Here is a 25,029-nt window from a genome sequence, read left to right as displayed (position 1 = left end):
ATAAAAAATGACGGGAGCACAGCTTAATAATTCTTAATTCGATGTGCTTACAAGGGAGTATTTCACTTGTTGGTTTTTCATGCTCCCTATAGCTCTTTCTTAAGACAAGATGACCACATGAGAATTACAGCTTCTTAAGGCTATTATGCTTGTTATCTACCATTTTATTCGATTGCATGAACCAAGTCCCATTATTATGGTAAGAAGAGATTCCTAAATAGCATTAAAACAATAAAAAACCGGCATGGAGTCATAGAACACTTTCCCCATCGCCAGTTTCACTATTGCAGGCATATCATATCCTGCATGATAAAAATATCGATCCGATATTTTATTTTTCAAAAAAGGAAAAGCACCGACCCCGCAGCTCTCTGTCTGCAAAACCAGTACTTTTTTAGTGCGCCTTCGGGGGCTCGAACCCCGGACAAATAGATTAAGAGTCTACTGCTCTACCAACTGAGCTAAAGGCGCTTGTCTTTCGTTTTTCCTGTGCTCTCGTCTCAAGCACGAGTGTAATTATATAACCGTATTCAACAAAAGTCAACACCTTTTTTACAAATTATTTACTCTTTTTTAGATTTTATTTATTTTTCTTATTTTTCCCTGAATTCCCACCCAGTGTTTTGTTCACTTCTACGAATGATTTGTTAAAAGTAAGAAGCTTCTTATTTAAGTCAGTCTTGTCGCTGGTTGCCTGAAGAAGCTTATTTGTAACCTTGTCTTTCATTCCCATGACCATTCACCTGAATCTTCTTTTTCTATATTATATGCAAAACCGGTGCCCTGTTCATAAAAACTGGCACCGGTTACTGATTTTTTTATTTTCTTCCTGCGACCAGCTTATAAATGGGATTTCCTTTTGAGGAAAACTTCTCTTCATATTCGGTCATTACATTTCCCTCACCCATTTCGCTGTGGTGAAGGTCATAGGTAAATTCCTTAATCTCCCACACCTCCCCTGGAATGGCTTCCAGAGAGTAATCAAACAGGCCTTTGTTGTCTGTTTTAAACTCTACCACGCCGTCTGGCTTTAAAATCTTATCATAGACTTCCATGAACTCCTCAGAGGTAAGCCTGCGCTTAGCATGCCTGTCCTTTGGCCATGGATCCGAAAAATTCAGATAGATTTTCTGTACCTCTCCCGGCTCAAAGATATCCATAAGATTCTTCGCATCCACGCACATGAAGAAAATGTTATCAAGCTCTAAGCCTTCTCTTTTTTGAAGCCCACGCAACAGAACACTTGGGTAACGTTCAATTCCTACATAATTAATGTCTGGATGAAGGGATGCAAGTTCCATAATAAATCTGCCCTTCCCCATACCTACTTCTATTTCAATGGGCCTCTCATTTCCAAAGACTTCGTTCCACCGGCCCTTTTTCTCCTCCGGGTTCTGAACCACATATGGACTGGCTGCAATCTCTTTTTCCGAGCCTGGTATGTGACGTAACCTCATATTATAATTCCTCCAAATAGTTCTATCGTATTCTATCTATCCATTCTGGCATAGCAGGTAGATTGTATCATATTAGAAGGGACAGGTGCAAGATACGGAAAAAAATTAATAAAAGAAAAAAAATCGTAAAAAAATAAAAGGTGCCAAAACCCTTTTAATCAGGTATAATACCTATATATTGGAATACATCCGTTTTTGCAAAGGAGGAAATATATGGGAACGACCGACAACAACTTCTGGATCAGAATCCAGCAGGGTCTTAGGGAGACAGAGATACTCATGAATCAACAGCAGTTCAATCTGTCCATGATCAAAGCCCGACAGACACTGGAATATATGGTAAACTATTTAGGAGAAAAAGCCCTGATTGTGGAAGGAGATTTAGCGGACAGCATTGATCAGCTATTTGAAGGACGTCTGATTTCCCAAACTTCCAAGGACCATTATCACAGAATACGAATGATCGGCAACAAAGCCGTACACGAAGGCAGCGACAGTCCCTATGATGCCGGAGAAGCCTTAAAGCTTCTGGCAGCGGAAGTACATGCCTTTGCTCATACATTTCACAGGGAAAGTCCGGAGGATGCTGCTTACAGACAGCGCTCCGCTCCCCTTAAGCCAGTTCCCATTGCATCCGGCGATCGTGCTGCCGTAAGAAGCAGTGCTGCAAGAAACAGCTCCGGCAGTAGCAGCGCAGGGAGAGGCACCCAAGGAAGAGCCAATGCTCATCAGGGACAGAGACAAGCTCAAAGACCACACCCTCAGGGTAGTGGGGATAGAAAAGCTGCCAATCGGACAGCCACAACAAGACAAGTTCAAAGAGGTACTCCAAAAGGACGGAGCAGACGCCGCTCCTCAAGGAATACGCCGGATACCAGCGGCTTATTAAAGCCGGCATTGATATTTTTAGGGATTCTCGTTCTTGTTTTAATCTTTGTAAAACTGGTTCCCGGTAAGGGAGGAAAACAGAACCCGGCACCAACTGAGACATCATCCCAAATCGAGACAGAGGCCACCAGCAGCCCGGAGACCACCGAGGCGGTTACAGAAGAAGAAACAGAGGCGCCTAAGACATATACCACAAAAAGCAAGCTGAATGTGCGCTCCACCCCTTCTACCGACGGTACCAAACTTGGCAGCCTTGCAGCCGGTACTAAGGTTGAATTTGTAAAGACATATGATGACACATGGACTGTCATCACGTTCGAAGGTAAAGAAGCTTACATTGCTACAGAATTTTTAACGGTATCAGAAGGAACTGGGGATACCGACACCAAAGAGACAACGGCCACTTCGGAAACTACGAAGAAAGCTGGTCAATAAACATGAGAAAACGAAGACAGCGGAAAACTTTCCCTGTCTTCGTTTTTGTATAAATGGTGCATAATTGCGTTTTGTAATGCATAAGTTGTCCTTATTGATTAAATTTTCATAAAATTGTCTATTTTCCCACATTTGGTATGGTATTTTTTTCAAATTATAGTATCATTATATATACAATACGTTATTCAACAAAACATAACTAAGGAGGCTACGGTATGGATAAGGTTATTGAGAAGATATCTGATATCGAATCGGCAGCAACTTCCATTATGGATAACGCTAACGAGCGAAAAAAAGCATTTGCCAAGGAAATGGAGGACCGCACGGCTGCATTCGATTCTGATTTAGAAGAAAAGACAAATAAAAAGATTGAAGCACTGCGGAACCAGCTGGAAGTCGAGATGAACCGACAGCTTGAAAAGCAGCTAAGTGATTCAAAACGAATCCTGACCACGCTGGAAACCCATTTTGAAGAGCAGCACAGCCAGTATGTGGAGGATTTATTTCAAACTATGATAAAGGAGTGATTTCATGGGGGACCTGCTGTCCTACAGCGGCATTACCACCAAAGTAAGGGCGATGGAAAGCCATCTGATCTCAGAGAATCAGTTTCGAGAAATGGCCGGGCTGTCAACGGTTGCCGAGGCTGTGGATTACTTAAGCCACTTAAAAGCCTATGAAGGTCTTTTTACGGACCTGGAAGGCACCAGTCTGCACCGGGGTGCCATTGAGCAAAAACTGATCCTTTCCCTTTACAAGGATTTTGCCAAGCTATACCGATTTGCAAACTTGAACCAACGAAAGTTTCTTGATCTTTATTTTATGCACTTTGAAATCGATATTCTGAAAAAAAGTCTGCGTAACGCCATTGGAAACAATCATGTGGATATCGATCTTTCTGTTTTTGAGGATTTTTTCAAGCTTCATTCCAAGCTGGACTTAATGAAACTGTCCGCATCCAGAAGTCTTTCTGACTTCTTATCAAACCTGGAAGGCTCTATTTATTATGACTTTCTCCAAGGATTGTCAGATACAAGGGAACCTACCTTATTTGATTATGAGGTCCATCTGGATCTTTTGTATTTTAAGTCGATTTGGAAGGTTATGGGGAAACATTTAAAGAAGGAAGAAAAAGAACTGCTCTCCCGCTGCTTTGGCAGCAAGCTGGACCTGCTTAATATCCAGTGGATTTATCGCTCCAAAAAGTACTACAATCTACAATCTACGGACATTTATTCCCTTCTCATTCCCACCAATTATCATCTAAACAAGGAGCAGATTACAAAAATGGCAGAGGCCGGTTCCATAGAAGAATTCTACGGGGTGCTTAAAACCACCTACTATGGCCGGAAAGCGGATATAGAGGTTTTCGATTTGCCGGATCTGGAAAAGCTTACAAAGGAGGTACTTGACAAGATCTACCGTTCCACCAGCCAGCAAAATCCGTACTCCATTGCAACACTGAATTCTTACCTCTATTTTAAAGAGGCCGAGATTCAAAAAGTTATTACCCTCATAGAGAGCATCCGGTACCGTCTAAGTCCGGATGAAATTATCTCCTATGTGGAAAACCAGTAAAGGGGGTTGCATTTTCTGTGATAGAAAAGATGAAATTCTTAAGTATCACCGGGCCCAAGGAGGATATCGACCGGGTAGTAGACACCTACCTATCCAAATATGAGATCCATCTGGAAAATGCCTTGTCAGAACTTAAAACGGTGCAAGACTTAAGGCCTTTTGTTGAGACCAATCCATACAAGGATATCAGTCAGCGAGCCGAAGAGCTTTCCCAGCTTCTCTCTCCAGACGGAGAACAGACGGGCCACAAAAAAATGACCGTTTCTCAGGCAGCTGATATCATTGAAGCGATTGGGAACGAAACAGAAGAATTAAAAGCCAGAGAAGAGACCTTGTTAGCCAAGCGGGATTCTTTAAAGGAATCACTGCAACGGATTCTTCCATTTACCGCACTGAATTACGACTTAAGCTCCATCCTTCATTTTAAGTACATCAAATTCCGCTTTGGCCGCATTTCACACGAGTATTACCATAAGTTTGAGGATTATGTGTACGATACCATTGATACGGTTTTATACAAATGCAGAGAAGATGATGAATATGTCTGGTTGGTCTATTTTGTACCGGATACGATTTCAAACCGGATTGATGCTATTTATGCTTCCATGCATTTCGAACAGATTACCGTTCCGGACGAGTATAAGGGTACCCCCTTTGAGGCGACCAAAACACTGGAAGATAATATGAAGACAGTCCAATTGGAGATTAATGATTTAAGAAAGCAGCTTTCAACCTTTCTGGAATCTAAGCGGGATGATCTTCTATCCGCCAGAGACCGGCTGGAAAGCTTTTCAACCAACTTTAATGTAAGAAAATTAGCGGCCTGTACGAGACAGAGCAGGAATACCTTTTATATTCTTTGCGGTTGGATGAGCCACCGGGATGCCGATTCCTTTCAAAATGACATTTCCGAGGATGAAAAGACCTTTTGCATCGTTGAGGAGAACCATGAAAATATCATCAGCCGTCCTCCCACAAAGCTTTTAAATCCCGGACTGTTTAAGCCCTTTGAGCTGTTTATCCGGATGTATGGGCTTCCTGCCTATAATGAGATTGATCCTACTATATTAATCGGTCTCACCTATTCCTTCCTCTTTGGTTTCATGTTTGGAGATGTGGGACAGGGACTATGCCTATTAATCGGAGGCTTTCTCCTCTACCGGATGAAGAAATTAAGCCTGGGAGCCATCGTCTCCTGCTGCGGATTCTTCTCCACCATATTCGGGTTCCTGTTTGGAAGTATCTTCGGATTTGAAGATATCATCCATCCGGTGTGGCTAAGACCCATGCAGCATATGACGAACCTTCCGTTTATCGGACGTCTGAACACTGTATTTATCGTTGCAGTCTTATTAGGTATGGGAATTATACTCCTTACCATGATTCTAAACATCATAAACAGCTACCGTTCCAGAGACCCGGAACGAACCTTTTTTGATACCAATGGCCTGGCTGGATTTGTATTTTATGCCGGTCTGGTGCTCACAATTGTACTTTATATGACCGAGAACCCCATACCAGCTTCTGCTTTACTGGTCATTATGTTCGGTCTTCCCCTTGTCATCATGTTCTTTAAGGAACCTCTTACCCATCTGGTGGAGCGAAAGTCAAGGATTATGCCTAAGGAAAAGGGCATGTTTGTAGTTCAGGGCTTTTTTGAACTCTTTGAAGTGCTTTTAAGCTATTTTTCCAATACACTATCCTTTGTCCGTGTGGGGGCTTTTGCCGTCAGTCATGCGGCCATGATGGAAGTGGTACTAATGCTCTCCGGCCATGAAGCCGGAACTGTAAACTGGCTCGTTGTGGTTTTGGGCAATCTATTCGTCTGCGGCATGGAGGGACTGATTGTTGGTATCCAGGTGCTGCGTTTGGAATATTATGAATTATTCAGCCGCTTTTACCGGGGAACCGGCCGCGCATTTAAGCCATACGGAAAAAAAATATAAAAAACATATCAGGAGGTACCTATTATGTCTATATTAGTAAAAATTACCTTAGCTATTGCATTAACCTTAAGCATCGCTCTTCCCCTCTTTGTATTCGCCATGGGTGAAAAAACAAAAGGACGCTATAAAACAGCATTATCCGTCAATGTACTCTTATTCTTCGGCACTCTCATCGTTTCCAGTGTTTTAATGTTCCAGGGCCAGGCGGAAGCTTCCGCAGCCGCTGCTGCCACAGGAGCCACTGCCGGTGTTGCTGGCATGGGTTATCTGGCTGCTGCCCTTTCTACTGGTCTTGCCTGTGTGGGTGGTGGTATTGCCGTATCTGCTGCAGCCAGTGCTGCACTTGGTGCCATCAGCGAAGACAGTACTATTTTAGGTAAATCACTCATCTTCGTAGGTCTTGCCGAAGGTGTTTGTCTTTACGGTCTGATCATTTCCTTCATGATCCTTGGAAAGCTTTAATCATGAAAATGTACTTAATCAGCGACAACTTAGACACCTGGGCCGGCATGCGGCTGGCAGGAGTGGAAGGAGCTGTCGTACATGAAAAAGCTGAGCTTAAAAATGAACTGGATAAAGTACTGGCCGATAAGGAAATCGGGATCATACTCCTGACGGAAAAATTCGGCAGGGAGTTTCCTGACATCATTGACGATGTGAAATTAAACCGGAAACTGCCTCTGATCATTGAAATTCCTGACCGCCACGGTACCGGCCGCAAGCCCAACTTTATCACAGATTATGTAAACCAAGCTATCGGATTAAAACTATAAGAAAGAGGTGGTCATCTTGACAACTGAGGAAAAACTACAGCATTTTCTGGAGTTTTGTATGGAAGATGCCAGATCCCGAAGTGCGAAGATGCTTGATGAATATACTGCCGCTCTGGAAGAGGCCTTTACAGAGCATCAGCAAAACGCCATCCGGCGGGCCGAACAGCAGGTGGAATTGGAGAAAAAGCAGATCGAGCGGGAAACCAACAAAAAGCTGTCACTGGAACAGATTAATATCAGACGGGAATTCGGAAAGAAGCAGGACGAACTAAAGGAAAAGCTGTTTCAGGAACTTTTAGACCGGCTCACAGAATATAGGAAGACCCCGGAATATAAAGCGCTACTAAATAATCAGGCGCGAAAAGCCTTAGAGCTGGCTGATAAAGACTTTATCACAATCTACATTGATCCTCAGGATGAGGAAAAGCTTAAGGATTTAAGCATTCCCCAAAGTGCGGAGCTTTTAGTGAGTGAATACTCCTTTATGGGCGGTATCCGGGCCGTTATCCCATCAAGACATATTTTAATCGATAATTCGTTCCAGACCAAGCTTTCCGAAGCGAAGCGTGACTTCCGCTTTGATATAAAGGATATTATGGGAGGTGAGGCCAATGACTAGTACAGGTAAAATCTCCGGTATCAACGGCCCTGTCATCTATTTAAAGGGTGATACCGGGTTTAAAATGAATGAAATGGTTTACGTAGGAAAAGACCATCTGGTGGGCGAGATCATCGGCCTTACGGACCGGCGGACCACCATTCAGGTATACGAGGAAACCAGCGGATTAAAACCGGGAGAAGCCGTCATTTCAACCGGACTTCCTGTGTCCGTTACCCTGGCCCCTGGTATCTTAAATAACATATTTGACGGAATTGAACGTCCCTTAAGGGAAATCGCCAAAACAGGCGGCCCATATATTGACCGGGGGATTCAGGTCGATTCCCTTGATACGAAGAAGCTGTGGGATACTCATATCACCGTTAAGAGGGGGGATCATCTTTTCCCTGGCTCTATTATTGCAGAGGTACCGGAAACTCCGGCCATTACCCATAAGGTCATGATTCCACCGGATATGGAGGGCTTTGTAGAGAGCGTGGTCCCAGATGGTTCCTACACCATTGACCAGCCAATTCTTACCCTTAAGCTGGCAGACGGGACCGTAAAGGAACTTACCATGACCCAGAAATGGCCTATCCGGATTCCAAGGCCAACTCTAAAGCGTTACCCTGCTGCCAAGCCCCTGATTACCGGACAGAGAATCATTGATACTCTCTTCCCTCTGGCAAAGGGAGGCACTGCCTGTATTCCTGGTGGATTTGGAACCGGTAAGACTATGACTCAGCACCAGATCGCCAAATGGTCTGACGCGGATATCATCATCTATATCGGCTGCGGCGAGCGCGGCAATGAGATGACTCAGGTTCTGGAGGAGTTCTCAGAGCTAGTGGATCCCCGTTCCGGCAATCCACTAATGGACCGTACCACGCTCATTGCCAATACCTCCAATATGCCCGTGGCCGCCAGAGAGGCCAGCCTTTACTCCGGTCTTACCCTGGCAGAATATTATAGAGATATGGGATACCATGTTGCCATTATGGCGGATTCCACCTCTCGTTGGGCCGAGGCGCTCAGAGAGTTATCCGGACGTCTTGAGGAAATGCCAGCTGAGGAGGGCTTCCCGGCTTACCTGGCTTCCCGCTTATCTGCCTTTTATGAAAGAGCCGGCATGATTCAGAACTTAAACGGCACGGAAGGTTCTGTTACCATCATCGGAGCAGTTTCCCCACAGGGCGGCGACTTCTCTGAGCCTGTCACCCAGAACACCAAGCGTTTCGTCCGCTGCTTCTGGGGCCTTGACCGTAACCTTGCAAACGAACGCCATTTCCCTGCCATTCACTGGCTTAGCAGCTATTCAGAATATTTAACCGATTTAGCCCCATGGTACGTGGACTACGTGGATAAACGATTTGTGGACTACAGAAACCGTCTCGTATTCATACTGACTCAGGAAAGCAGCCTGATGGAAATCGTAAAGCTCATCGGCGGAGATATGCTGCCCGATGACCAAAAGCTGATTCTTGAAATAGCAAAGGTCATCCGCATTGGTTTCCTTCAGCAAAACGCATTTCATAAAGAGGATACCTGTGTCCCCATGGAAAAACAGTTTTTAATGATGGATTTAATCCTGTATCTATATAAGAAATCACGTTCCCTGATCTCCATGGGAATGCCTATGTCTGTATTAAGGGAGGATCCCATTTTCGATAAGATTATTTCCTTAAAATACGACGTCCCCAATGACCGGCTGGATTTATTTGATGACTATAAAAAGCAGGTTGATGCCTTTTATGATTCCGTCATTGAACGAAACGCTTAGAAAGGAGGCAGATTATGGCAATCGAATATTTAGGCTTAAGTGCCATCAACGGCCCCCTGGTCGTATTGGAAGGCGTCCAGAATGCTGCTTTTGATGAAATTGTGGAAATGACCGTGGCCGGCAAGACAAAAAAGCTTGGAAGAATTATTGAGGTATATGAGGATAAGGCCATCATTCAGGTATTTGAGGGCACCGATGGACTGGCACTAAGAAATGTACACACCCGGCTTACGGGAAGGCCGATGGAGCTTTCCGTATCCGAAGATATGCTTGGACGTACCTTTAATGGAATCGGCGTTCCCATCGACGGACTTGGTGATATCGGCTCCGACCATTTACTTGATATCAATGGAAAGCCTTTAAATCCCGTAACCCGAGAATATCCCAGAGACTATATCCGTACCGGAATCTCGGCCATTGATGGACTGATGACCTTAATCCGGGGGCAGAAGCTTCCGATTTTCTCCGGTAATGGTCTTCCCCACGATGAACTGGCGGCTCAGATCGTTCAGCAGGCATCCTTAGGTGATGATGCGGATTCCAGCGAAAAATTCGCAGTCGTTTTTGCGGCTATGGGTGTAAAATACGACGTGGCTGATTTCTTCCGCAGAACCTTTGAGGAGAGCGGTGTTTCCGACCACGTTGCCATGTTCATCAACCTGGCCAATGACCCTGTGGTGGAGCGTCTCATTACTCCAAAGGTGGCTTTGACGCTTGCAGAGTATCTGGCTTTTGAACGAGGCATGCATATTCTTGTTATTTTGACAGATATGACCGCTTATGCAGAAGCCCTCCGTGAGGTCTCTTCCTCAAAAGGTGAGATTCCTTCCAGAAAAGGGTATCCAGGCTATCTATACAGTGATCTTGCATCGATTTACGAGAGAGCAGGCATTGTAAAGGGAAGACATGGATCAGTTACACAGATTCCAATCCTAACCATGCCAAACGATGATATCACTCACCCCATTCCCGACTTAACCGGATATATAACGGAGGGACAGATTGTTCTCGACCGCAGCCTTTACGGCCAGTCCGTATATCCACCCATTAACGTACTGCCCTCTTTAAGCCGTCTGATGAAGGATGGAATCGGAGAAGGCTTTACAAGAGCCGACCATCAGGGCGTGGCAAACCAGCTCTTCTCCTGCTATGCAAAGGTTGGAGACGCAAGAGCGCTGGCTTCCGTTATTGGTGAAGATGAACTCTCTCCCATTGATAAAAAATATCTGATCTTTGGTAAGGAGTTTGAAAACCGCTTTGTGGGACAGGGTGACCACACCAACCGAAACATATTAGAGACTCTTACCATTGGCTGGGAGCTTTTAGGACTTCTTCCTCGCGGAGAGTTAGACCGTGTGGATACAAAGGTCCTGGATCAATATTACAAGGAAACTGCCCCGGAAGCTTTGAATGAATAGGAGGGAATTTCATGAATCCCAATACATTTCCCACCAAGGGAAATCTAATTCTAGCTAAAAACTCTCTCGCTCTGGCCAGACAGGGCTATGAGTTGATGGATAAAAAGCGGAATATCCTGATCAAAGAGCTGATGGAGCTGATCGACGAGGCAAGGGGAATTCAGTCTGAAATCGACGTGACCTTTACCTCCGCCTATAAAGCACTGCAAAAGGCGAACATCGAGCTGGGAATTGATTACGTGAAGGACATTGCCATGGCTGTTCCTGTGGATGACACCGTTCGCATTAAGACCAGAAGCATTATGGGAACAGAGATTCCTCTTGTGGAACACGAAGGCAGGCCCTTAAATCTGACCTATGCCTACTACAGCACCAGGGAATCCCTTGATGAAGCCCGCTCTAAGTTTGAAAAGGTGAAGGAGCTGACCTTAAAGCTCTCTTCCGTGGAAAACTCCGCTTACCGTCTGGCAAACAGCATCAAGCGAACCCAGAAACGGGCAAATGCACTGAAAAATATTACCATCCCCCGCTACGAATCACTGACAAAAAGCATATCAAACTCCCTGGAGGAAAAAGACAGGGAGGAATTTACAAGGCTTAAGGTGATTAAACGAACGAAAAAAAGCGGAAATTAAAAGAATGCGTCTTGATCCGGCTAACAGCCATTTCAAGACGCATTTTTATCCTTCTATACGAAATCTTTTTTCCGCTCTCAAACTCTCTTTTCCTAATATCCATACTCCCCTTCCACAAAGATGACCTTGATTCTCTCCTCTGTGAACTGCCCCGCGATCAAAACAAAATCATTGCATATCCTGTTTTTATGACTGCAATCAATGCAGCGGTCCAAGACAGTACACGGGGTTCCCTTATTCAGCCGTTTGGCATCTAATGTGGCTGCAATCTGTCTGGTTCGCTTAATGGCTTCCTCCGTGTCTTTTACCAGCTTATTAGTGCCCACTACCACAAGGACCTGATCCGGCCCATAAAGCATGGGTGCCACCCGGCTGCCGTTGCCGTCTATATTAAACAGCTTTCCATCCATGGTAACTGCATTGGTTCCGGTTATAAACGTATCAGCCAAGAAATTTTTTCGATATAGTTCCCGCTTTTTTTCTTTTGTCAGCGATGGCTCATATTTATCTAAGAATACAAGATCTCGTCTTCTAAGCTCATCAAGTACTCCAAGTTCTTCTAAGGTAACAGAATCTCCGCAGCCTACTGTGGTATGATCAGGAATAAATGTATTTAAAAGCGTGAACAGCTCTTCTTTATCCGCTGCAAAGTATGCGCCAATACGATGTTTTTTAAGAGATTCCATTGCTGCTTTCAGCTCTGGATTATCTTGATTGTCCTTCGTAGTATTACCATTCATAGTTGCCTCCTATTAGCTGTACGGTGTTATTTTCTTATTTCCTATAATTTAACATAGAATAGAAGCAAAGAAAAGAATAAAAGGAACCTGTCCCTTGACTGTTGACAAAAATTATCCGTTTATGGTATGATAGTAAAACACTTGAGGGAGTAGTTTGCGCAGTTTATCTGCGTGCCAAGTCAACATACTGGCCGTTTTACGGTCTGGCTTGTCTTAATAAACGAGACTCATGTATAGCACTGGGCTATACATGGTCTATTTTTTTTGACTCATGCGTAGCTGGTCTATGCATGAGTTTTTGTTATATATAAACAAATTAAGGAGAGAACTGCATTGAAAGAATTTCAGGAGAACACACGTGATTTACTGGAGCGATTAAGCACCGACGGGTCAGTCGGTCTAGGCACCGGACAGGTGGAAGCTCAGAGGGAACGATACGGAAGCAATACGCTGACAAAGGAAAAGCCTGAATCTTTGTTAAAGCGAATTGCAGAAGCCGCCAGCGAGCCAATGATTCTTATGCTCATTATGGCTGGTGTCATTGCCCTTATTGTAAACATCATAAGAGCCACTACCGGCTCAGAGGCAGACTTTTTAGAGTGTCTGGGAATCTTTGCCGCCATCTTCCTTTCCGTATTGATTACGGTCATTATGGAAGGCAAGAGTGCCAAAGCCTTTGAAGCTTTATCAAAAATCAGTGATGACACCATGATTAAGGTCATCAGAGACGGAAACACGGTGCTGCTCAGCCAAAAAGACATCGTTGTGGGAGATATTGTCCTTATAGCTACCGGCGACCGGGTTCCGGCTGACGGAAGACTTCTTCAAAGCTCCGGACTGGCTTCTGATGAATCAGCACTGACTGGAGAAAGCCTGCCAGCAAAAAAAGACGCACAGCTTCTGATTCCAGACGAAAAGACACCTCTTGCAGAACGGGCCAATATGGTTTATTCCGGCAACTATATTACCAGCGGATACGGAAAAATGGTAGTAACAGCCGTTGGAGACCACACAGAATTTGGAAACATAGCAAGGGAACTGACCAATGTAGAGCGTGCCAGCACACCTCTTCAGGAAAAGCTTGCAAGGCTGGGAAAAACCATTACCATACTTGGTATCATTGCTGCTGCCATTGTATTTGTATCCGAGCTTATTTCCTTTTCCCTCTCCGGCGGTCTTACTCTTGAGGCAGTTCTTGATGCCTTTGTTACCAGCATTGTACTGATTGTAGCCGCCGTACCAGAAGGACTTCCCACCATTGTAGCGGTATCCTTATCCATCAATATCATTAAGCTTTCAAAGCAAAATGCTCTGGTTAAAAAGATGATTGCATCTGAAACCGTAGGCTGTATCAATGTCATCTGTTCCGACAAGACAGGTACACTGACAGAGAACAAGATGACTGTTTCCGCTTTTTATGACGGAGAATGGAAGGAAAAGACCGGGGATCTTCATTCTGACTGGCTGGTACACAATATCTGTTTGAATACCACTGCAGATATTTCCCCTGACGGCTCCTTTATTGGGAATCCTACGGAATGTGCCATGTTAAGCTTTTACCAGAATTCCAAGGCACATAAAATAAGCGGAAAATCTTATAAGGAAGAACGCTCCGATCATGATGTTCTTCATGCCTTTCCATTTTCCTCAGAGCTTAAGCATATGACCACCATCAGTAAGGTGGACGGAAAGATCATCTCCTACGTAAAGGGCAGTCCGGAATGCGTATTTTCCATGTGCTCTCTTTCCGATGACAAGCGTTCTCAAATTGAAGCTTACATTGTAAAGGCCCAGGAAAGGGCGATGCGTGTCATTGCCTTCGCACATAAAGAACTGATGGAAATGAAGGATTATGAAGACGAGCTCCATCATAATGCCATGGAAAAAGACATGGTCTTTGACGGATTTGTTGCCATCTCCGATCCTCTCCGAGCTGATGTTTACGATGCAGTCAAGCATTGCCGCATGGCTGGCGTTGATTTAAAGATCCTTACAGGAGACAATATTATTACTGCTACTGCCATTGCAAATGAGCTTCATATCCTGGATAATGGACGCCTTGCTGTGGAGGCAAGTGAAATAGCAGATATTAGTGACGAAGAACTCCTTCAAATGCTTCCTAAGATCAGTGTCATTGCAAGAAGTACTCCTTCCACCAAGATGCGTGTGGTAAAGCTGTTAAAATCCCAGAACAATGTAGTAGCCGTTACCGGAGATGGAATTAACGATGCTCCGGCCCTTAAAAATGCGGACGTAGGAATTGCCATGGGTATTTCCGGAACTGAAGTCTCAAAAGAAGCCAGTGATATCGTTCTCCTTGATGACTCCTTCTCTACCATCGTAAAAGCGATAGCCTGGGGACGCGGTATTTATGAGAACTTTAAGCGTTTCATTCAGTTTCAGCTTACCGTTAATGTCTCTTCCGTTATTGTGGTGTTTACCTCCATCATCTTAGGGTTCAAAGCGCCATTTACCGCCCTTCAGCTGTTATGGATCAACATCATTATGGACGGACCTCCAGCTCTTACCCTTGGTCTTGAGCCGATTTATGACGATCTTATGAACCGACCTCCTACTGGAAGAAGCGATAACATTATATCAAAGACCATGTTCTTAAGAATCGGACTTACAGGGCTTTATATCTCAGTTATTTTCTTATGCCAATATATGTTCAACTTCTTAGGCGCTACGGATCAGGAAATGACCACCGTTCTCTTTACCCTGTTTGCATTGTTCCAGTTATTCAATGCTTTCAACTGCAGAGAGCTTCATGCTACCAGCATCTTTAAACACATTTTAAAGAACCGGATTATGCTTTTAGTCATCTCCATCACCTTCCTCTTGCAGATCCTCATCATACAGTTTGCAGGCGCATTTTTTGGAACGGTACCCCTTGGAATCATCATGTGGCTTAAGATATTTGGTCTTAGCTTCAGCGTTATTATCATATCGGAAGTAGTAAAACTGCTGATCCGACGCAAATAAAGAAAAGCCAGAAACTGGATTGCCTTTTGGGCAGTCCAGTCTCTGGCTTTTTATTCTTCAATTTTTCTAAACTATAGAAGTAGAGAAAAGGGAAATACCAGAATAAGAGCTGGTAATATATTTAATACTCTGGTTTTTTTGATATTTGAAATTTTAAGCCCTACTGCCAGGGTAATGATTCCTCCGCAGGCCTTAAAATTAGATATCATGAGGTCGCTGGTAAAAGGCAGAATATAGGTGCCCCCGAAAAACAATAACATTCCAATTGCAAATTGGGGAATGGCAATAAATCCAACTAAAAAACCGGCTGTGGTTCCAAAAATAATGGCGGTAAAAAAGTCCATCACAGACTTCGCGTAAAGGATAGAATAATCTCCGGTCATGGCATAATTCATTGTCCCGAAAATCCCGGTGCCGCTAAAGCAAAACAAGATAATAAGACTGATTATGATTTCCATCTGCTCCTCACTCATATCCATTGGAAGCTTTCCCTCCAGCTTTTTTAAGCCGGCTAGCAGGTTTTCTTCCAGTCCAAGCAGCTCACCAAGAACGGTTCCTACGATGATTGCCAGAACAACTGCAGCCAGACTTTGCAGCCTGATAATCAAATATACCCCCATGGAAATGGCCGAAAGGCCAAAAATATTAGGAAGAGCTTCTGATAGCTTCTTTGGGAAATGGCTTTTTAAAAATGCCCCCAGTATCCCTCCTACAAATACAGTCATACAGTTAATAATTACTCCTTGCGGCATATTTTTATCTCCTTAATCAATCATCGTGTTGTCATCAAGTTGTCATGAATCTGTGAAAAAATCTGAAGAAATTCCTTTCTCTTTTCCTCGGAAAGCTCTTTAAAGGTCTCTTCCTCTATTCTAAGGAAGATTTCTTCCACCTGTTTTTGCAGCATACGTCCCTTCTCCGTCATAAATACATGAAAGGAACGGCGGTTGCCATTGAGCCGTTTTCTTATAATAAGGCCCTTGGCCTCCATGCCATTTAGAACACTTGTCACAGTTGCTGCCTCCAGATAGCAGGCAGCCGCAATCTCCTTTTGGGTTGAACCATCACAATCCTTTAAGTAGTCTAAGACCTTCGGCTGCCCTGGGGTTAATTCCGTATCCTTTAACGCATCCATCAGCTTTTTTTGATATATGGAATGACCTGCCATCAGCAGATAATGAAATGCAGCCATATGATCACCTCCATTTTATAATTAGATTTCTAATTGTTTCACATCTAACTATTTTATTTCTTATATACTAAAATGTCAAGCAAGGAATAAAAGCCATGGCAAAGGTCTCTTTTTCATGAACGGGCATATTGACAAACATCCTTCAAAATCATATACTTTCCTTAATTTCTATAACGGAAGAAGTGCGGAGGTATTCATGAAAGTAGAACTTTCCTTTTTTTTCTTTGTGGAAGCGGTGGGCACCATTGCCTTTGCTTCTTCTGGTGCCATGGTTGCTATAAAAAAGCAGCTGGACTTATTAGGCGTCATTGTTCTGGGAGTCACAACTGCCGTAGGCGGCGGTATGTTACGGGATATTATCATTGGGAATGTACCTCCCGCCCTATTTAAGGACCCTATTTATGTATTACTTGCCTTTTTTACGGTAATGATTCTATTTACTATTGTAAGGCTCAATCAAAGGATTCTGGACGGACATTCCATAGAGAATTATGAAAAGGTCATGAATATTTTTGATGCGGTGGGACTAGGTGCCTTTACTGTGGTAGGGATTGATACTGCCATCCTTTCCGGCTATGGAAAATACCACTTTCTCATCATCTTTTTAGGGGTGATTACGGGAGTTGGAGGAGGTATCTTAAGGGATATCATGGCAGGCCAGACTCCTTATGTCCTTAGAAAGCACATCTACGCCAGTGCTTCCATAGCAGGAGCCATACTTTATGCGGTACTTCTTGGTCATATGAATGGCAATGCAGCCATGCTTTGCGGGGCCTGTACCGTTATATTAATCCGCCTGCTAGCTACAAAATACTGCTGGAACCTGCCAACGGCTACAAAAAAAATGTATGATAGGAAAGGAGAAGACTCATGAATCGGATGCTACAATATGCACTTGGAATTATTTTTTCCTTCTGCCTCATGATCGTTCTTTTATTTACCTCAGTGGAAGCTGCGGTATACTGGATTCCCGGCTATTTTCAAAAGGAGTATGCCAAATATAACGTAACAGAAGCAGTGTCTATGAATATGGAGGACCTTTTGGATGTGACGGACCAGATGATGGCTTATCTAAAGGGAAAGCGGGACAACCTTCACGTACCCACCACCATGGGAGGCGTGGAGCGGGAGTTTTTTAATGCCAGAGAAATTGCTCATATGGAAGATGTAAGAGGTCTTTTTCTTGGCGGAATCGCCATGCGAAGGGGCTGTATCATGATCATGGCCTTATGCCTGACTCTGCTATTTCTATTGAAAACAAAATTTAAGAATACCTTTCCAAGGGCCGTTCTTTGGGGAAGCGGTCTCTTCCTTTTAGGATCCGCTGCCACGGCTTTCATTATCTCTACGGACTTTAACCGGTACTTTATCCTGTTCCATGAGATGTTCTTTCACAATGATCTGTGGATGCTGGACCCTTCCACGGACATGCTGATTAATATCGTTCCGGAAGGCTTTTTCAGTGATACCGTTTTTCTGATTGGTTTCATCTTCTTCATGTCTATCCTCTTTGTTATCGGAATTTGTCTATTTTTGATACACAAATACGGGAAAAATGCCGATTAATCTTTACTTGTTACCCTAAATAACCTATACTGTATGGTGGAGAATTGTTTGACACTGAATCTGAATTAATGGAGAGATTATCCAATATGACTCAAATTACAAAAAGGTTATCCGTATGTTTCCTCTGTCTGCTCCTGTTTGTCTTCTCGTTTCATGGGACCGTTTTGGCGGCGGCTGAGTGGCCGTCCAACGTTTCCGTAAATGCGCAGGGAGCCATCCTCATGGACGCAGACACCGGGACCGTTCTTTGGGGACAGAACATACACAACCAATATTACCCGGCCAGTATTACCAAGGTCATGACTGCGCTTTTGGTCATTGAGAACTGTAATATGGACGATATGGTCACCTTTTCCCATAATGCAGTCTTTAATGTAGAATCGGGAAGCAGCAATGCTGGAATCAACGAAGGGGACAAGCTGTCTGTGAAGGATTGTCTGTACGCTCTTTTGTTAAAGTCAGCCAATGAAGCTGCCAATGCGCTGGCTGAGCATGTGGCAGGAAGCACGGAAGCATTTGCTGATATGATGAATGCCAGGGCAAAGGAACTTGGATGCACCAATACCCATTTTGCCAATCCAAGCGGTTTAAATAACCCAGAGCATTACACTTCACCCTACGATATGGCCCTCATTGCCAGAGCAGCCTTTAACAATCCGGTATTTGAAGAGATTGACTCTACCACCTATTATAAGCTTCCCCCCAATTCCATCAACAAGGAGGGGCTTACCATCTACCCGGGACATAGGATGATGAGAAAGTCAAATCCTTATTATTATCCTGGCATCGTAGGCGGAAAAACAGGTTATACCACTCTGGCTGGCAACACCCTGATTACCTGCGCGGAAAAAAACGGTATGAAGCTCATTACAGTCATTTTAAAAGGCTCCACACCGGCTTACTGGTCTGATACTAAGAATCTGCTGGATTTTGGTTTTGAGAATTTCGTGTCCTTAAAGGCTGCGGACTATGAAAAGACCTACAGCTCCATCACAAACGATTTAAGCTTCAGCGGATTGTCCATGAAACGGCCAGAGGCCCTCATTCTGGATCCAGGCAGCCGTATCATTCTTCCAAAAACAGCCAGCTTCACCGATGCCAAACCGGAATTGAGCTATGATATTTCAGCCGGTGATCCAGAAGGTGCCATAGCGAAGATCATATACCGCTACAGTGACCGGGTGGTTGGAAGTACATTTTTAGAAATCAACAGGGAACTGTTTAAAGCCTCTGAATCGAAGCCAGCCGTTCCTGAAAAAACGGCAAAACAGGAAAAGGAAAAAGAACCTGCTACTGTTTCTGAATCCAGCAAAACCAGTGCAGGCGTTTCTGATGAATACAGGGAAAAAGCCTTAAAGCCCTTCCAGATTCCTCTTGCTGCATGGTTGATTTTAGGAGGCGTTGGGGTGATTGCCCTCATGGGAGGCATCATATCTTTAATCCTTTATAAGAAGCGGAGGGACGATGAGTTTTCTCTCCTTCGAAAGGAAGAACGTATGAAACGCCTTAAGGAATCCGGAATCTCAGCCGATGAATTTAACAGTATCCTGGAGCAGAGAAGAAGTTCCTATACTTCAAAACGAAAGGGCCGGCGGGGCGGTCGATTCAAATTCCGTTAGTTTGATCGGAGGGGACATGAGACAGTTAAAAAGACCTGCGAAATTAGAATTGGTACGGAATATTATGATAACAGTGGCCTTTCTATTAACAGCCACTGTTATCTCCTACCTGATTATGTTTTTCGGCGGGTTTACCAATAACATAGGCATGGTTTACATCATGGCAGTGGTTTTAATTTCCCGCTTCTCCAATGGATATATCCCTGGGCTGGCGGCATCTTTTATCAGTATCATTTGTGTGAATTACTTATTTACATACCCATATATGGAATTTAAGTTTTCCGGGATCGGTTATTCCATTACCTTTATCACACTGCTGGTGATTTCAACCATTACAAGCGCAACCACCACACATCTAAAGCAGCAGAGCCAGATATTAAGCGAAAGAGAAAAGCTGCTTATGGAAGCGGAAAAGGAAACCATGCGTGCCAATCTTCTAAGAGCCATTTCCCATGATTTAAGGACTCCTCTCACGGGAATCATTGGTGCCAGCAATGCTTATCTGGATAATAAGAGCAGTATGCCGGAAGAAGAGAAAACAAACCTGGTCTCCAATATAAAGGAAGATGCCAACTGGCTTCTTAACATGGTGGAGAATCTTTTAAGCGTTACCAGAATCCGGGATACGGGTGCCCATGTGACAAAGCATCTGGAACCTTTGGAAGAAGTTGTTTCAGAAGCGCTCCAGCGGTTTAGAAAAAGACTTCCAGGTGCCACGGTTCATGTGAGTATACCGGATGAGCTTGTCATGGTGCCCATGGATGCCACCTTGATTGAACAGGTCATTATCAATCTTTTGGAAAATGCAGTTTATCATTCCAATTCTACGGAGTCCATAGGCCTTAACGTCTCCGTAAAGGATGGGTACGCGTCCTTTGAAGTAAGCGACCAGGGAGTGGGACTTTCTGCGGATCGGATCTCCACTTTATTTGATGGCTATACTTCTTTGCCAAACAACAGCTATGATTCCCACAAGGGGATGGGAATCGGTTTGTCTATCTGCAAAACCATTGTAGCGGCTCATAATGGAACTATCGTTGCTTCCAATAAAGAGCACGGGGCTGTATTTACGTTTACATTACCACTAGGGGAGGATTTTTATGAGTAAGTTTACAATCGTCATGATCGAAGATGAAAAGAATATATGCAACTTTATAGAAAGTGCACTGGAACGGCAGGATTATAAAGTCAGTACTGCTTATAACGGAAGAGATGGACTGGCACTGATCAATTCTCTCTGTCCGGATGTAATCCTTTTGGATCTTGGACTTCCGGATCTGGATGGCATTGACATTATTAAAAGTGTACGAAGCTGGACTACCATTCCAATCATCGTAATATCCGCAAGGACACAGGAGCAGGAAAAGGTAGCAGCTCTTGATTTCGGCGCTGACGATTACATTACGAAACCCTTTGGTACCAGTGAGCTCTTAGCCCGAATCCGCACCGCACTGCGCCACGGAAAGCCTACGGTAAAGGCAATCGACGGCTGTGTGGTACAGACCCCTTACCGATGTGAGGGCCTGTATATTGATTTCGCAAAACGCCTTGTTACGCTAAATGATCACAAGATTCATCTGACTCAGATCGAATACAAGCTGGTGTCTCTCCTTGCGGAAAACTCCGGAAAGGTTCTGACCTATGACTATATCATCAGCCATATCTGGGGACCGTATGCGGATAACAACAATCAGATCCTCAGGGTAAATATGGCTCATATCCGCCGTAAGATCGAAGCCAATCCGGCAGAACCCAAATATATTTTCACAGAAATAGGAGTTGGCTACCGGATGAAGGAAAGTGAAATCTAAGAGAGGGGCAGTGCCCCCTTCTTTTTATTCTGCTTGCGCACCTTGGTTTTCTCCACCCGTTTTTTTCTTGCTTCTTCTTTTTTTTCGTAAATCTCACCAATCTCGTCTTCCCTGACAAGCTTCATGGTTTTTACCACATAGACCTGACCATCCTCGCTCCGTCTCATGCGGATCTTTCCCTTTACATTTCCATGTACCGGGCAACAACCCAGAGCCGTATAGAATTTCTGGTTAACGGAAAACCACCGGATCTTTTTACGAAGCATCCGGTTGCATTTACAGCAGAGTAAATCCGTAACTGTTTTATCTGCAATGGCATCAAGCTTTGTGGGAAATGGCCTTGAGATGTATTTGGAATACTCCGGAAATACAAGATATACCTCTTCTTCCGGACTCTCAGGAAGCCGGTAATAGTCCGTAGACCAGTATTCTTTTACCTTTTCAAACTCCATACTCTGCATGATACGTCCCGTATAATGGGCATCATCGAGCGCCCGGTGAAAAGGCCTCTCTTCCATCATTCCCGACTCAAAAACCGCTATATCAAGAGACTGGCGGTCCTTTCCATCCCCATGAAGCAGGCTGTATAGCTTTTGTACATCATAGTAAAGCAGAGGCTTTTTAAATGGATTGGTAAGTCCGTAATAGGTGAGATTTCTTTGCAGCTCTGTTAAATCCATGGAACCCCAGGTGCAAAAAACAGCCCCTTCGCCCCACCATTCTGCAAATTCTTCAAACGCCGTTACAAAGTCCATACCCTCTTCCATCAAAAGCTTCTCATCCATATGAGTCACTTCTAAAATCTTCTCGTGAAGCTCCTTATAGACCTTAGGCTTTATCAGTCTTCTGAATTCCCCTACCTCTTCCAGAGATTCATTCAGCTTTACTGCCCCGATTTCTATGATCTCAAAGGGAAAATTCTCTATGGTATCTTCCTTCCCCCCGGCACTCTGGTTCCATTCCAGATCCAGCACAATATAATTCTTCATATTTTAGTCCTTTATTCAATCAGTCTGTTTAGCTTCTCCTTCATGGCCTGTCTGCGCTCACTGCTTTCCGTTTCATCCTTATACCAGACTCCGTCCTGCTGTTTCAGGATGTCTCCTTCTTTTACCCCACTGGGAAGCTCTGATGCCATCAGCTTCACCAGATCCCCATTCTCGTCCTCACAGACTGCCATATTGCCGTTTATTCGGTCTATGGTATATTTCATAGCTATTCCCCTTTCTGCCCCCACAACTAAGGCTTACAGCTTTTACAGGGCTCATAGCCCATTTGGATCAGCTCATCCCTTGTTTCTTCCGATATCTTTTTATTATCTGCTTTTATGGAAGCTGCCAGACTGCAGTCTGGGAGATGAAATTTCTTTGTATTGGTATTTATCACGTACTCCCCTGTCTGGGAAGCGTTTTTTTCATTCTCTGTATGGGAAACGTTTTCATCCTTTATATTCTGCCCCGGAAATGTAACCTTTGATCCATCACTGACCGCAACTATGGTTCCGGACTGATCCGTTCTGAAAGCTTTAATATTTCGCTTTTTTAAGGCTTCCAGGGTTTCTTTATGAGGATGACCGTAATCATTGTTTTTTCCGCAGGAAATTACTGCATATTCCGGGTTCACCCGGTCCAGAAACTGACCTGATGAAGAAGTAGAGCTGCCGTGGTGGGAAAGCTTTAGCACATCCGCTTTCAGGGAAAGGCCGTTTGCCATCATATCTTCTTCTGCACCTTTTTCTGCATCGCCGCAAAGAACAAAGCTGTTTGAGCCGTAATCAAGACGGATTCCCACAGACCAGTTATTTAAATCATCTCCATAATCCCTGTCAGGCCCAAGAATCTGAAAAGAAGCTCCTCCTAATTCATAAACCGCTCCAGGTTCTGGAAGAGTTATTTTCAGTTTTTTCTCTTCGATGGTATCGAGTAAATGTTCATACAGCTTGGTGGTATGCGCTTTTTGGGGCATAATTATTTTTTCAACTGGAAAGGCGCGGATCACTGTCTCTAATCCACCGATATGATCGGAGTGAGGGTGAGTTCCAATGACGTAATCAAGCGTTTCTACTCCCTGATTCTTTAAGTAGGAAACTACCGTCTGACCCTGGTCCCGCTCTCCTGCATCAATCAGCATATAGTGACCATCTTTCTCAATGAGAGCGCTGTCACCCTGCCCCACGTCAATAAAATGTACCTTTAAATCTGAGCCGCTTCGCTGCCCGCTAGTAACGCTTTTGTCTGCTCCGGTAGATACTTCCATTCCGGCACAGCCAGTGATCATTAAGCTGATCATCATGATTACAGCCAGAAGCACACGTTTGTAAAATTTTCCTGCCATCTTTTCTGTCATTCCCATCTGCTCCTTCGTGCTATTATATGATAGAATCATTCATCCTACAAGTATTTTTCAGAGGAACACCAGTTCCTTATCAGTCAAAAAGACGGACTGCAATTTATGCAGCCCCTTCTTGTTTCAATCAAATCTTAAGAAATTCTCGCACCGTCAGCTCCCACTTTAGCACCGTCAGGCGTGGTTGTGCTGGTCACCATGGCTCCGCTTTTAGGATCACAGTAATACTGCTTACCATTCCAGGAGATCCAGCCGGTTGTCATGTATCCTTTTTCGTTGAAATAATACCACGTTCCATTGATTCGCTCCCACTGATTCACCGGATAACCGCCGGTATCATAGGTGAACCACCAGCCGTTCTGATTCTGACTCCAGTCACCATGGGCACCCGAAGCATTATAGTTTTTCTCCGCAGTCGCTGAATCAATATATTTAGAAGAGGATTCCACCCATTCCCCCTTTTGCTCTGGACTAATATCACTTACCGGGCGTACCTGATACGTATAACTACCCGCTTTTCCCATGGCATAGGTGAAATCAAAGCTGTTCCCCTTTGTGTTGACGGTATCACTGACGCTTTTCCCATCCCGGTAGAGATTTACTTCATAGCTCCCGGTTCCCCCTGTCTTTGACCAGGAGGCAAGATTGCCGTTCCCCCACTCTGCGCTTGTAATGGTCTGGGAATACTCCCCCACCTTTGGAAGATCAATGGTTACCGTAAGAGTACGGCTTAAATCTTCCCTCCTCTGCTTTACATAGGTACCGCCAGTTACAAGAACGCCTTTTTCATCTGTAGCAAAATAGTAGCCTTCGTCTGCATAAAGCTTGACCTCCATCTTGGGTACGTCTCCCTCGTACCACTGAAATCCATCATTGATGAACTCTAAGTCTCCAACGCCTACCCGGCTGTTGTTTACGGTGACCTCCGCCTCCTGTTTGGATATGGAGTCTCCAGGCTTGATCTGGGCTGTTACCGTCATTTTTACTTCCATGATTTTCTTTCTGGAAGCTGCCATAGCAGGCATAGAACATAAGCCTGACGCCAAAACTGCAGCAAGAACTGCTGATAACAACTTTTTACCGTTCATAAATATCCTCTTCTTTCTTAACGCGTATTCATACTGCTTCTATTATAGCTCATTTTAGAATATTTGGGAACTTTAAGGCTAAATTTATACATAAGCTTAAGATGTTTTCATTTTTTCTCTAGGAATCCGTTACTTAATATGCTATCATTATGTAATAAAAGGGTATAAATGTTA

At 44.1% G+C, this 25,029-nt stretch carries 25 protein-coding genes and 1 tRNA gene; 16 read left to right on the top strand and 10 right to left on the bottom strand.

The window, feature by feature from the left end; translation table 11 throughout:
• Positions 1-398: 398 nt before the first annotated feature.
• The 3 genes from OW255_RS00285 to trmB all read right to left on the bottom strand — a co-directional run bounded on the left by OW255_RS00285 (position 399) and on the right by trmB (position 1,457).
• Positions 399-471, bottom strand: a tRNA-Lys gene (locus tag OW255_RS00285).
• Positions 472-580: 109 nt separating this feature from the next.
• Positions 581-733, bottom strand: coding sequence for a hypothetical protein (locus OW255_RS00280; RefSeq protein WP_166429841.1), 153 nt, complete (start codon positions 731-733; stop codon positions 581-583).
• A gap of 85 nt (positions 734-818) precedes the next feature.
• Positions 819-1,457, bottom strand: coding sequence for a tRNA (guanosine(46)-N7)-methyltransferase TrmB (gene trmB, locus OW255_RS00275; RefSeq protein WP_024837844.1), 639 nt, complete (start codon positions 1,455-1,457; stop codon positions 819-821).
• A gap of 213 nt (positions 1,458-1,670) precedes the next feature.
• On the opposite strand from trmB, the gene OW255_RS00270 reads away from it, so the two are divergent.
• The 10 genes from OW255_RS00270 (at position 1,671) to OW255_RS00225 (ending at position 11,508) form a co-directional block, all read left to right on the top strand.
• Positions 1,671-2,780: an SH3 domain-containing protein gene (locus tag OW255_RS00270; protein ID WP_268115240.1), complete on the top strand. Its 1,110-nt coding sequence runs from the start codon at positions 1,671-1,673 to the stop codon at positions 2,778-2,780.
• A gap of 215 nt (positions 2,781-2,995) precedes the next feature.
• Positions 2,996-3,307: an ATPase gene (locus tag OW255_RS00265; protein ID WP_268115239.1), complete on the top strand. Its 312-nt coding sequence runs from the start codon at positions 2,996-2,998 to the stop codon at positions 3,305-3,307.
• Positions 3,308-3,311: 4 nt separating this feature from the next.
• Positions 3,312-4,358, top strand: coding sequence for a V0D/AC39 family V-type ATPase subunit (locus OW255_RS00260; RefSeq protein WP_024837847.1), 1,047 nt, complete (start codon positions 3,312-3,314; stop codon positions 4,356-4,358).
• A 17-nt stretch (positions 4,359-4,375) separates the two neighbouring features.
• Positions 4,376-6,304: a V-type ATP synthase subunit I gene (locus OW255_RS00255; protein WP_268115238.1), complete on the top strand. Its 1,929-nt coding sequence runs from the start codon at positions 4,376-4,378 to the stop codon at positions 6,302-6,304.
• Positions 6,305-6,328: 24 nt separating this feature from the next.
• On the top strand, positions 6,329-6,766 hold the full coding sequence (locus tag OW255_RS00250; RefSeq protein ID WP_024837849.1) for an ATP synthase subunit C: 438 nt from the start codon (positions 6,329-6,331) through the stop codon (positions 6,764-6,766).
• 2 nt (positions 6,767-6,768) lie between these two features.
• The gene (locus OW255_RS00245) at positions 6,769-7,077 is read left to right on the top strand and encodes a V-type ATP synthase subunit F (protein WP_024837850.1); all 309 of its coding nucleotides are present in this window, start codon (positions 6,769-6,771) and stop codon (positions 7,075-7,077) included.
• A gap of 16 nt (positions 7,078-7,093) precedes the next feature.
• Positions 7,094-7,696 (top strand): V-type ATP synthase subunit E, encoded by a 603-nt coding sequence (locus OW255_RS00240; protein ID WP_268115237.1) that lies wholly within the window; start codon positions 7,094-7,096, stop codon positions 7,694-7,696.
• On the top strand, positions 7,689-9,455 hold the full coding sequence (locus tag OW255_RS00235) for a V-type ATP synthase subunit A (RefSeq protein WP_268115236.1): 1,767 nt from the start codon (positions 7,689-7,691) through the stop codon (positions 9,453-9,455). The genes OW255_RS00240 and OW255_RS00235 overlap by 8 nt, the downstream gene beginning before the upstream one ends.
• Positions 9,456-9,469: 14 nt before the next feature.
• Positions 9,470-10,873 (top strand): V-type ATP synthase subunit B, encoded by a 1,404-nt coding sequence (locus OW255_RS00230; protein WP_024837853.1) that lies wholly within the window; start codon positions 9,470-9,472, stop codon positions 10,871-10,873.
• Between the two features lie 11 nt (positions 10,874-10,884).
• Positions 10,885-11,508 (top strand): V-type ATP synthase subunit D, encoded by a 624-nt coding sequence (locus OW255_RS00225; protein WP_268115235.1) that lies wholly within the window; start codon positions 10,885-10,887, stop codon positions 11,506-11,508.
• A 92-nt stretch (positions 11,509-11,600) separates the two neighbouring features.
• Here OW255_RS00225 and OW255_RS00220 read toward each other — a convergent pair whose 3' ends face one another.
• Positions 11,601-12,248, bottom strand: a complete 648-nt coding sequence (locus OW255_RS00220; RefSeq protein ID WP_268115234.1) for a lactate utilization protein — start codon at positions 12,246-12,248, stop codon at positions 11,601-11,603.
• 303 nt (positions 12,249-12,551) lie between these two features.
• Here OW255_RS00220 and OW255_RS00215 point away from each other — a divergent pair, with 303 nt between their 5' ends.
• Entirely contained in the window at positions 12,552-15,233 is a 2,682-nt protein-coding gene (locus OW255_RS00215; protein WP_326498165.1) for a calcium-translocating P-type ATPase, PMCA-type, read from the top strand.
• A 71-nt stretch (positions 15,234-15,304) separates the two neighbouring features.
• Here the strand turns inward: OW255_RS00215 and OW255_RS00210 are convergent, their stop codons facing one another.
• Together OW255_RS00210 and OW255_RS00205 are read right to left on the bottom strand one after the other, a co-directional pair.
• Entirely contained in the window at positions 15,305-15,985 is a 681-nt protein-coding gene (locus tag OW255_RS00210) for a DUF554 domain-containing protein (protein WP_268115233.1), read from the bottom strand.
• 20 nt (positions 15,986-16,005) lie between these two features.
• Entirely contained in the window at positions 16,006-16,425 is a 420-nt protein-coding gene (locus tag OW255_RS00205) for a MarR family winged helix-turn-helix transcriptional regulator (protein WP_268115232.1), read from the bottom strand.
• Positions 16,426-16,621: 196 nt separating this feature from the next.
• On the opposite strand from OW255_RS00205, the gene OW255_RS00200 reads away from it, so the two are divergent.
• The 5 genes from OW255_RS00200 (at position 16,622) to OW255_RS00180 (ending at position 21,421) form a co-directional block, all read left to right on the top strand.
• On the top strand, positions 16,622-17,299 hold the full coding sequence (locus tag OW255_RS00200; RefSeq protein ID WP_268115231.1) for a trimeric intracellular cation channel family protein: 678 nt from the start codon (positions 16,622-16,624) through the stop codon (positions 17,297-17,299).
• Positions 17,296-17,991, top strand: coding sequence for a TIGR01906 family membrane protein (locus OW255_RS00195; RefSeq protein WP_268115230.1), 696 nt, complete (start codon positions 17,296-17,298; stop codon positions 17,989-17,991). Before OW255_RS00200 ends, OW255_RS00195 begins: the two co-directional genes overlap by 4 nt.
• Positions 17,992-18,077: 86 nt before the next feature.
• Positions 18,078-19,610, top strand: coding sequence for a D-alanyl-D-alanine carboxypeptidase family protein (locus OW255_RS00190; RefSeq protein ID WP_268115229.1), 1,533 nt, complete (start codon positions 18,078-18,080; stop codon positions 19,608-19,610).
• Positions 19,611-19,626: 16 nt separating this feature from the next.
• The gene (locus tag OW255_RS00185; protein ID WP_268115228.1) at positions 19,627-20,718 is read left to right on the top strand and encodes a sensor histidine kinase; all 1,092 of its coding nucleotides are present in this window, start codon (positions 19,627-19,629) and stop codon (positions 20,716-20,718) included.
• The gene (locus OW255_RS00180) at positions 20,711-21,421 is read left to right on the top strand and encodes a response regulator (RefSeq protein WP_024837863.1); all 711 of its coding nucleotides are present in this window, start codon (positions 20,711-20,713) and stop codon (positions 21,419-21,421) included. The genes OW255_RS00185 and OW255_RS00180 overlap by 8 nt, the downstream gene beginning before the upstream one ends.
• On the opposite strand, the gene OW255_RS00175 is transcribed toward OW255_RS00180, so the two are convergent.
• The 4 genes from OW255_RS00175 to OW255_RS00160 form a co-directional block, all read right to left on the bottom strand.
• The gene (locus OW255_RS00175) at positions 21,418-22,410 is read right to left on the bottom strand and encodes a 3'-5' exonuclease (protein WP_268115227.1); all 993 of its coding nucleotides are present in this window, start codon (positions 22,408-22,410) and stop codon (positions 21,418-21,420) included. The genes OW255_RS00180 and OW255_RS00175 overlap by 4 nt on opposite strands.
• 11 nt (positions 22,411-22,421) lie before the next feature.
• Positions 22,422-22,634: a DUF3006 domain-containing protein gene (locus OW255_RS00170; protein ID WP_024837865.1), complete on the bottom strand. Its 213-nt coding sequence runs from the start codon at positions 22,632-22,634 to the stop codon at positions 22,422-22,424.
• Positions 22,635-22,660: 26 nt separating this feature from the next.
• The gene (locus OW255_RS00165; protein WP_268115226.1) at positions 22,661-23,767 is read right to left on the bottom strand and encodes a ComEC/Rec2 family competence protein; all 1,107 of its coding nucleotides are present in this window, start codon (positions 23,765-23,767) and stop codon (positions 22,661-22,663) included.
• Positions 23,768-23,901: 134 nt separating this feature from the next.
• Positions 23,902-24,855, bottom strand: coding sequence for a cell wall-binding protein (locus tag OW255_RS00160; RefSeq protein WP_268115225.1), 954 nt, complete (start codon positions 24,853-24,855; stop codon positions 23,902-23,904).
• Positions 24,856-25,029 lie beyond the last annotated feature (174 nt).

It is taken from the genome of Lacrimispora xylanolytica (assembly GCF_026723765.1).
Taxonomy (GTDB): domain Bacteria; phylum Bacillota; class Clostridia; order Lachnospirales; family Lachnospiraceae; genus Lacrimispora; species Lacrimispora xylanolytica.
This window is presented reverse-complemented; position numbering and strand designations above follow the sequence as displayed.

Excerpts from the sequence above, each read along its gene's own strand:
- OW255_RS00280 (WP_166429841.1), bottom strand. The coding sequence starts at position 733 with ATGGGAATGAAAGACAAGGTTACAAATAAGCTTCTTCAGGCAACCAGC.
- trmB (WP_024837844.1), bottom strand. The coding sequence starts at position 1,457 with ATGAGGTTACGTCACATACCAGGCTCGGAAAAAGAGATTGCAGCCAGT.
- OW255_RS00270 (WP_268115240.1), top strand. The coding sequence starts at position 1,671 with ATGGGAACGACCGACAACAACTTCTGGATCAGAATCCAGCAGGGTCTT.
- OW255_RS00265 (WP_268115239.1), top strand. The coding sequence starts at position 2,996 with ATGGATAAGGTTATTGAGAAGATATCTGATATCGAATCGGCAGCAACT.
- OW255_RS00260 (WP_024837847.1), top strand. The coding sequence starts at position 3,312 with ATGGGGGACCTGCTGTCCTACAGCGGCATTACCACCAAAGTAAGGGCG.
- OW255_RS00250 (WP_024837849.1), top strand. The coding sequence starts at position 6,329 with ATGTCTATATTAGTAAAAATTACCTTAGCTATTGCATTAACCTTAAGC.
- OW255_RS00245 (WP_024837850.1), top strand. The coding sequence starts at position 6,769 with ATGAAAATGTACTTAATCAGCGACAACTTAGACACCTGGGCCGGCATG.
- OW255_RS00235 (WP_268115236.1), top strand. The coding sequence starts at position 7,689 with ATGACTAGTACAGGTAAAATCTCCGGTATCAACGGCCCTGTCATCTAT.
- OW255_RS00230 (WP_024837853.1), top strand. The coding sequence starts at position 9,470 with ATGGCAATCGAATATTTAGGCTTAAGTGCCATCAACGGCCCCCTGGTC.
- OW255_RS00225 (WP_268115235.1), top strand. The coding sequence starts at position 10,885 with ATGAATCCCAATACATTTCCCACCAAGGGAAATCTAATTCTAGCTAAA.
- OW255_RS00220 (WP_268115234.1), bottom strand. The coding sequence starts at position 12,248 with ATGAATGGTAATACTACGAAGGACAATCAAGATAATCCAGAGCTGAAA.
- OW255_RS00210 (WP_268115233.1), bottom strand. The coding sequence starts at position 15,985 with ATGCCGCAAGGAGTAATTATTAACTGTATGACTGTATTTGTAGGAGGG.
- OW255_RS00205 (WP_268115232.1), bottom strand. The coding sequence starts at position 16,425 with ATGGCTGCATTTCATTATCTGCTGATGGCAGGTCATTCCATATATCAA.
- OW255_RS00200 (WP_268115231.1), top strand. The coding sequence starts at position 16,622 with ATGAAAGTAGAACTTTCCTTTTTTTTCTTTGTGGAAGCGGTGGGCACC.
- OW255_RS00195 (WP_268115230.1), top strand. The coding sequence starts at position 17,296 with ATGAATCGGATGCTACAATATGCACTTGGAATTATTTTTTCCTTCTGC.
- OW255_RS00190 (WP_268115229.1), top strand. The coding sequence starts at position 18,078 with ATGACTCAAATTACAAAAAGGTTATCCGTATGTTTCCTCTGTCTGCTC.
- OW255_RS00185 (WP_268115228.1), top strand. The coding sequence starts at position 19,627 with ATGAGACAGTTAAAAAGACCTGCGAAATTAGAATTGGTACGGAATATT.
- OW255_RS00180 (WP_024837863.1), top strand. The coding sequence starts at position 20,711 with ATGAGTAAGTTTACAATCGTCATGATCGAAGATGAAAAGAATATATGC.
- OW255_RS00175 (WP_268115227.1), bottom strand. The coding sequence starts at position 22,410 with ATGAAGAATTATATTGTGCTGGATCTGGAATGGAACCAGAGTGCCGGG.
- OW255_RS00170 (WP_024837865.1), bottom strand. The coding sequence starts at position 22,634 with ATGAAATATACCATAGACCGAATAAACGGCAATATGGCAGTCTGTGAG.
- OW255_RS00165 (WP_268115226.1), bottom strand. The coding sequence starts at position 23,767 with ATGACAGAAAAGATGGCAGGAAAATTTTACAAACGTGTGCTTCTGGCT.
- OW255_RS00160 (WP_268115225.1), bottom strand. The coding sequence starts at position 24,855 with ATGAACGGTAAAAAGTTGTTATCAGCAGTTCTTGCTGCAGTTTTGGCG.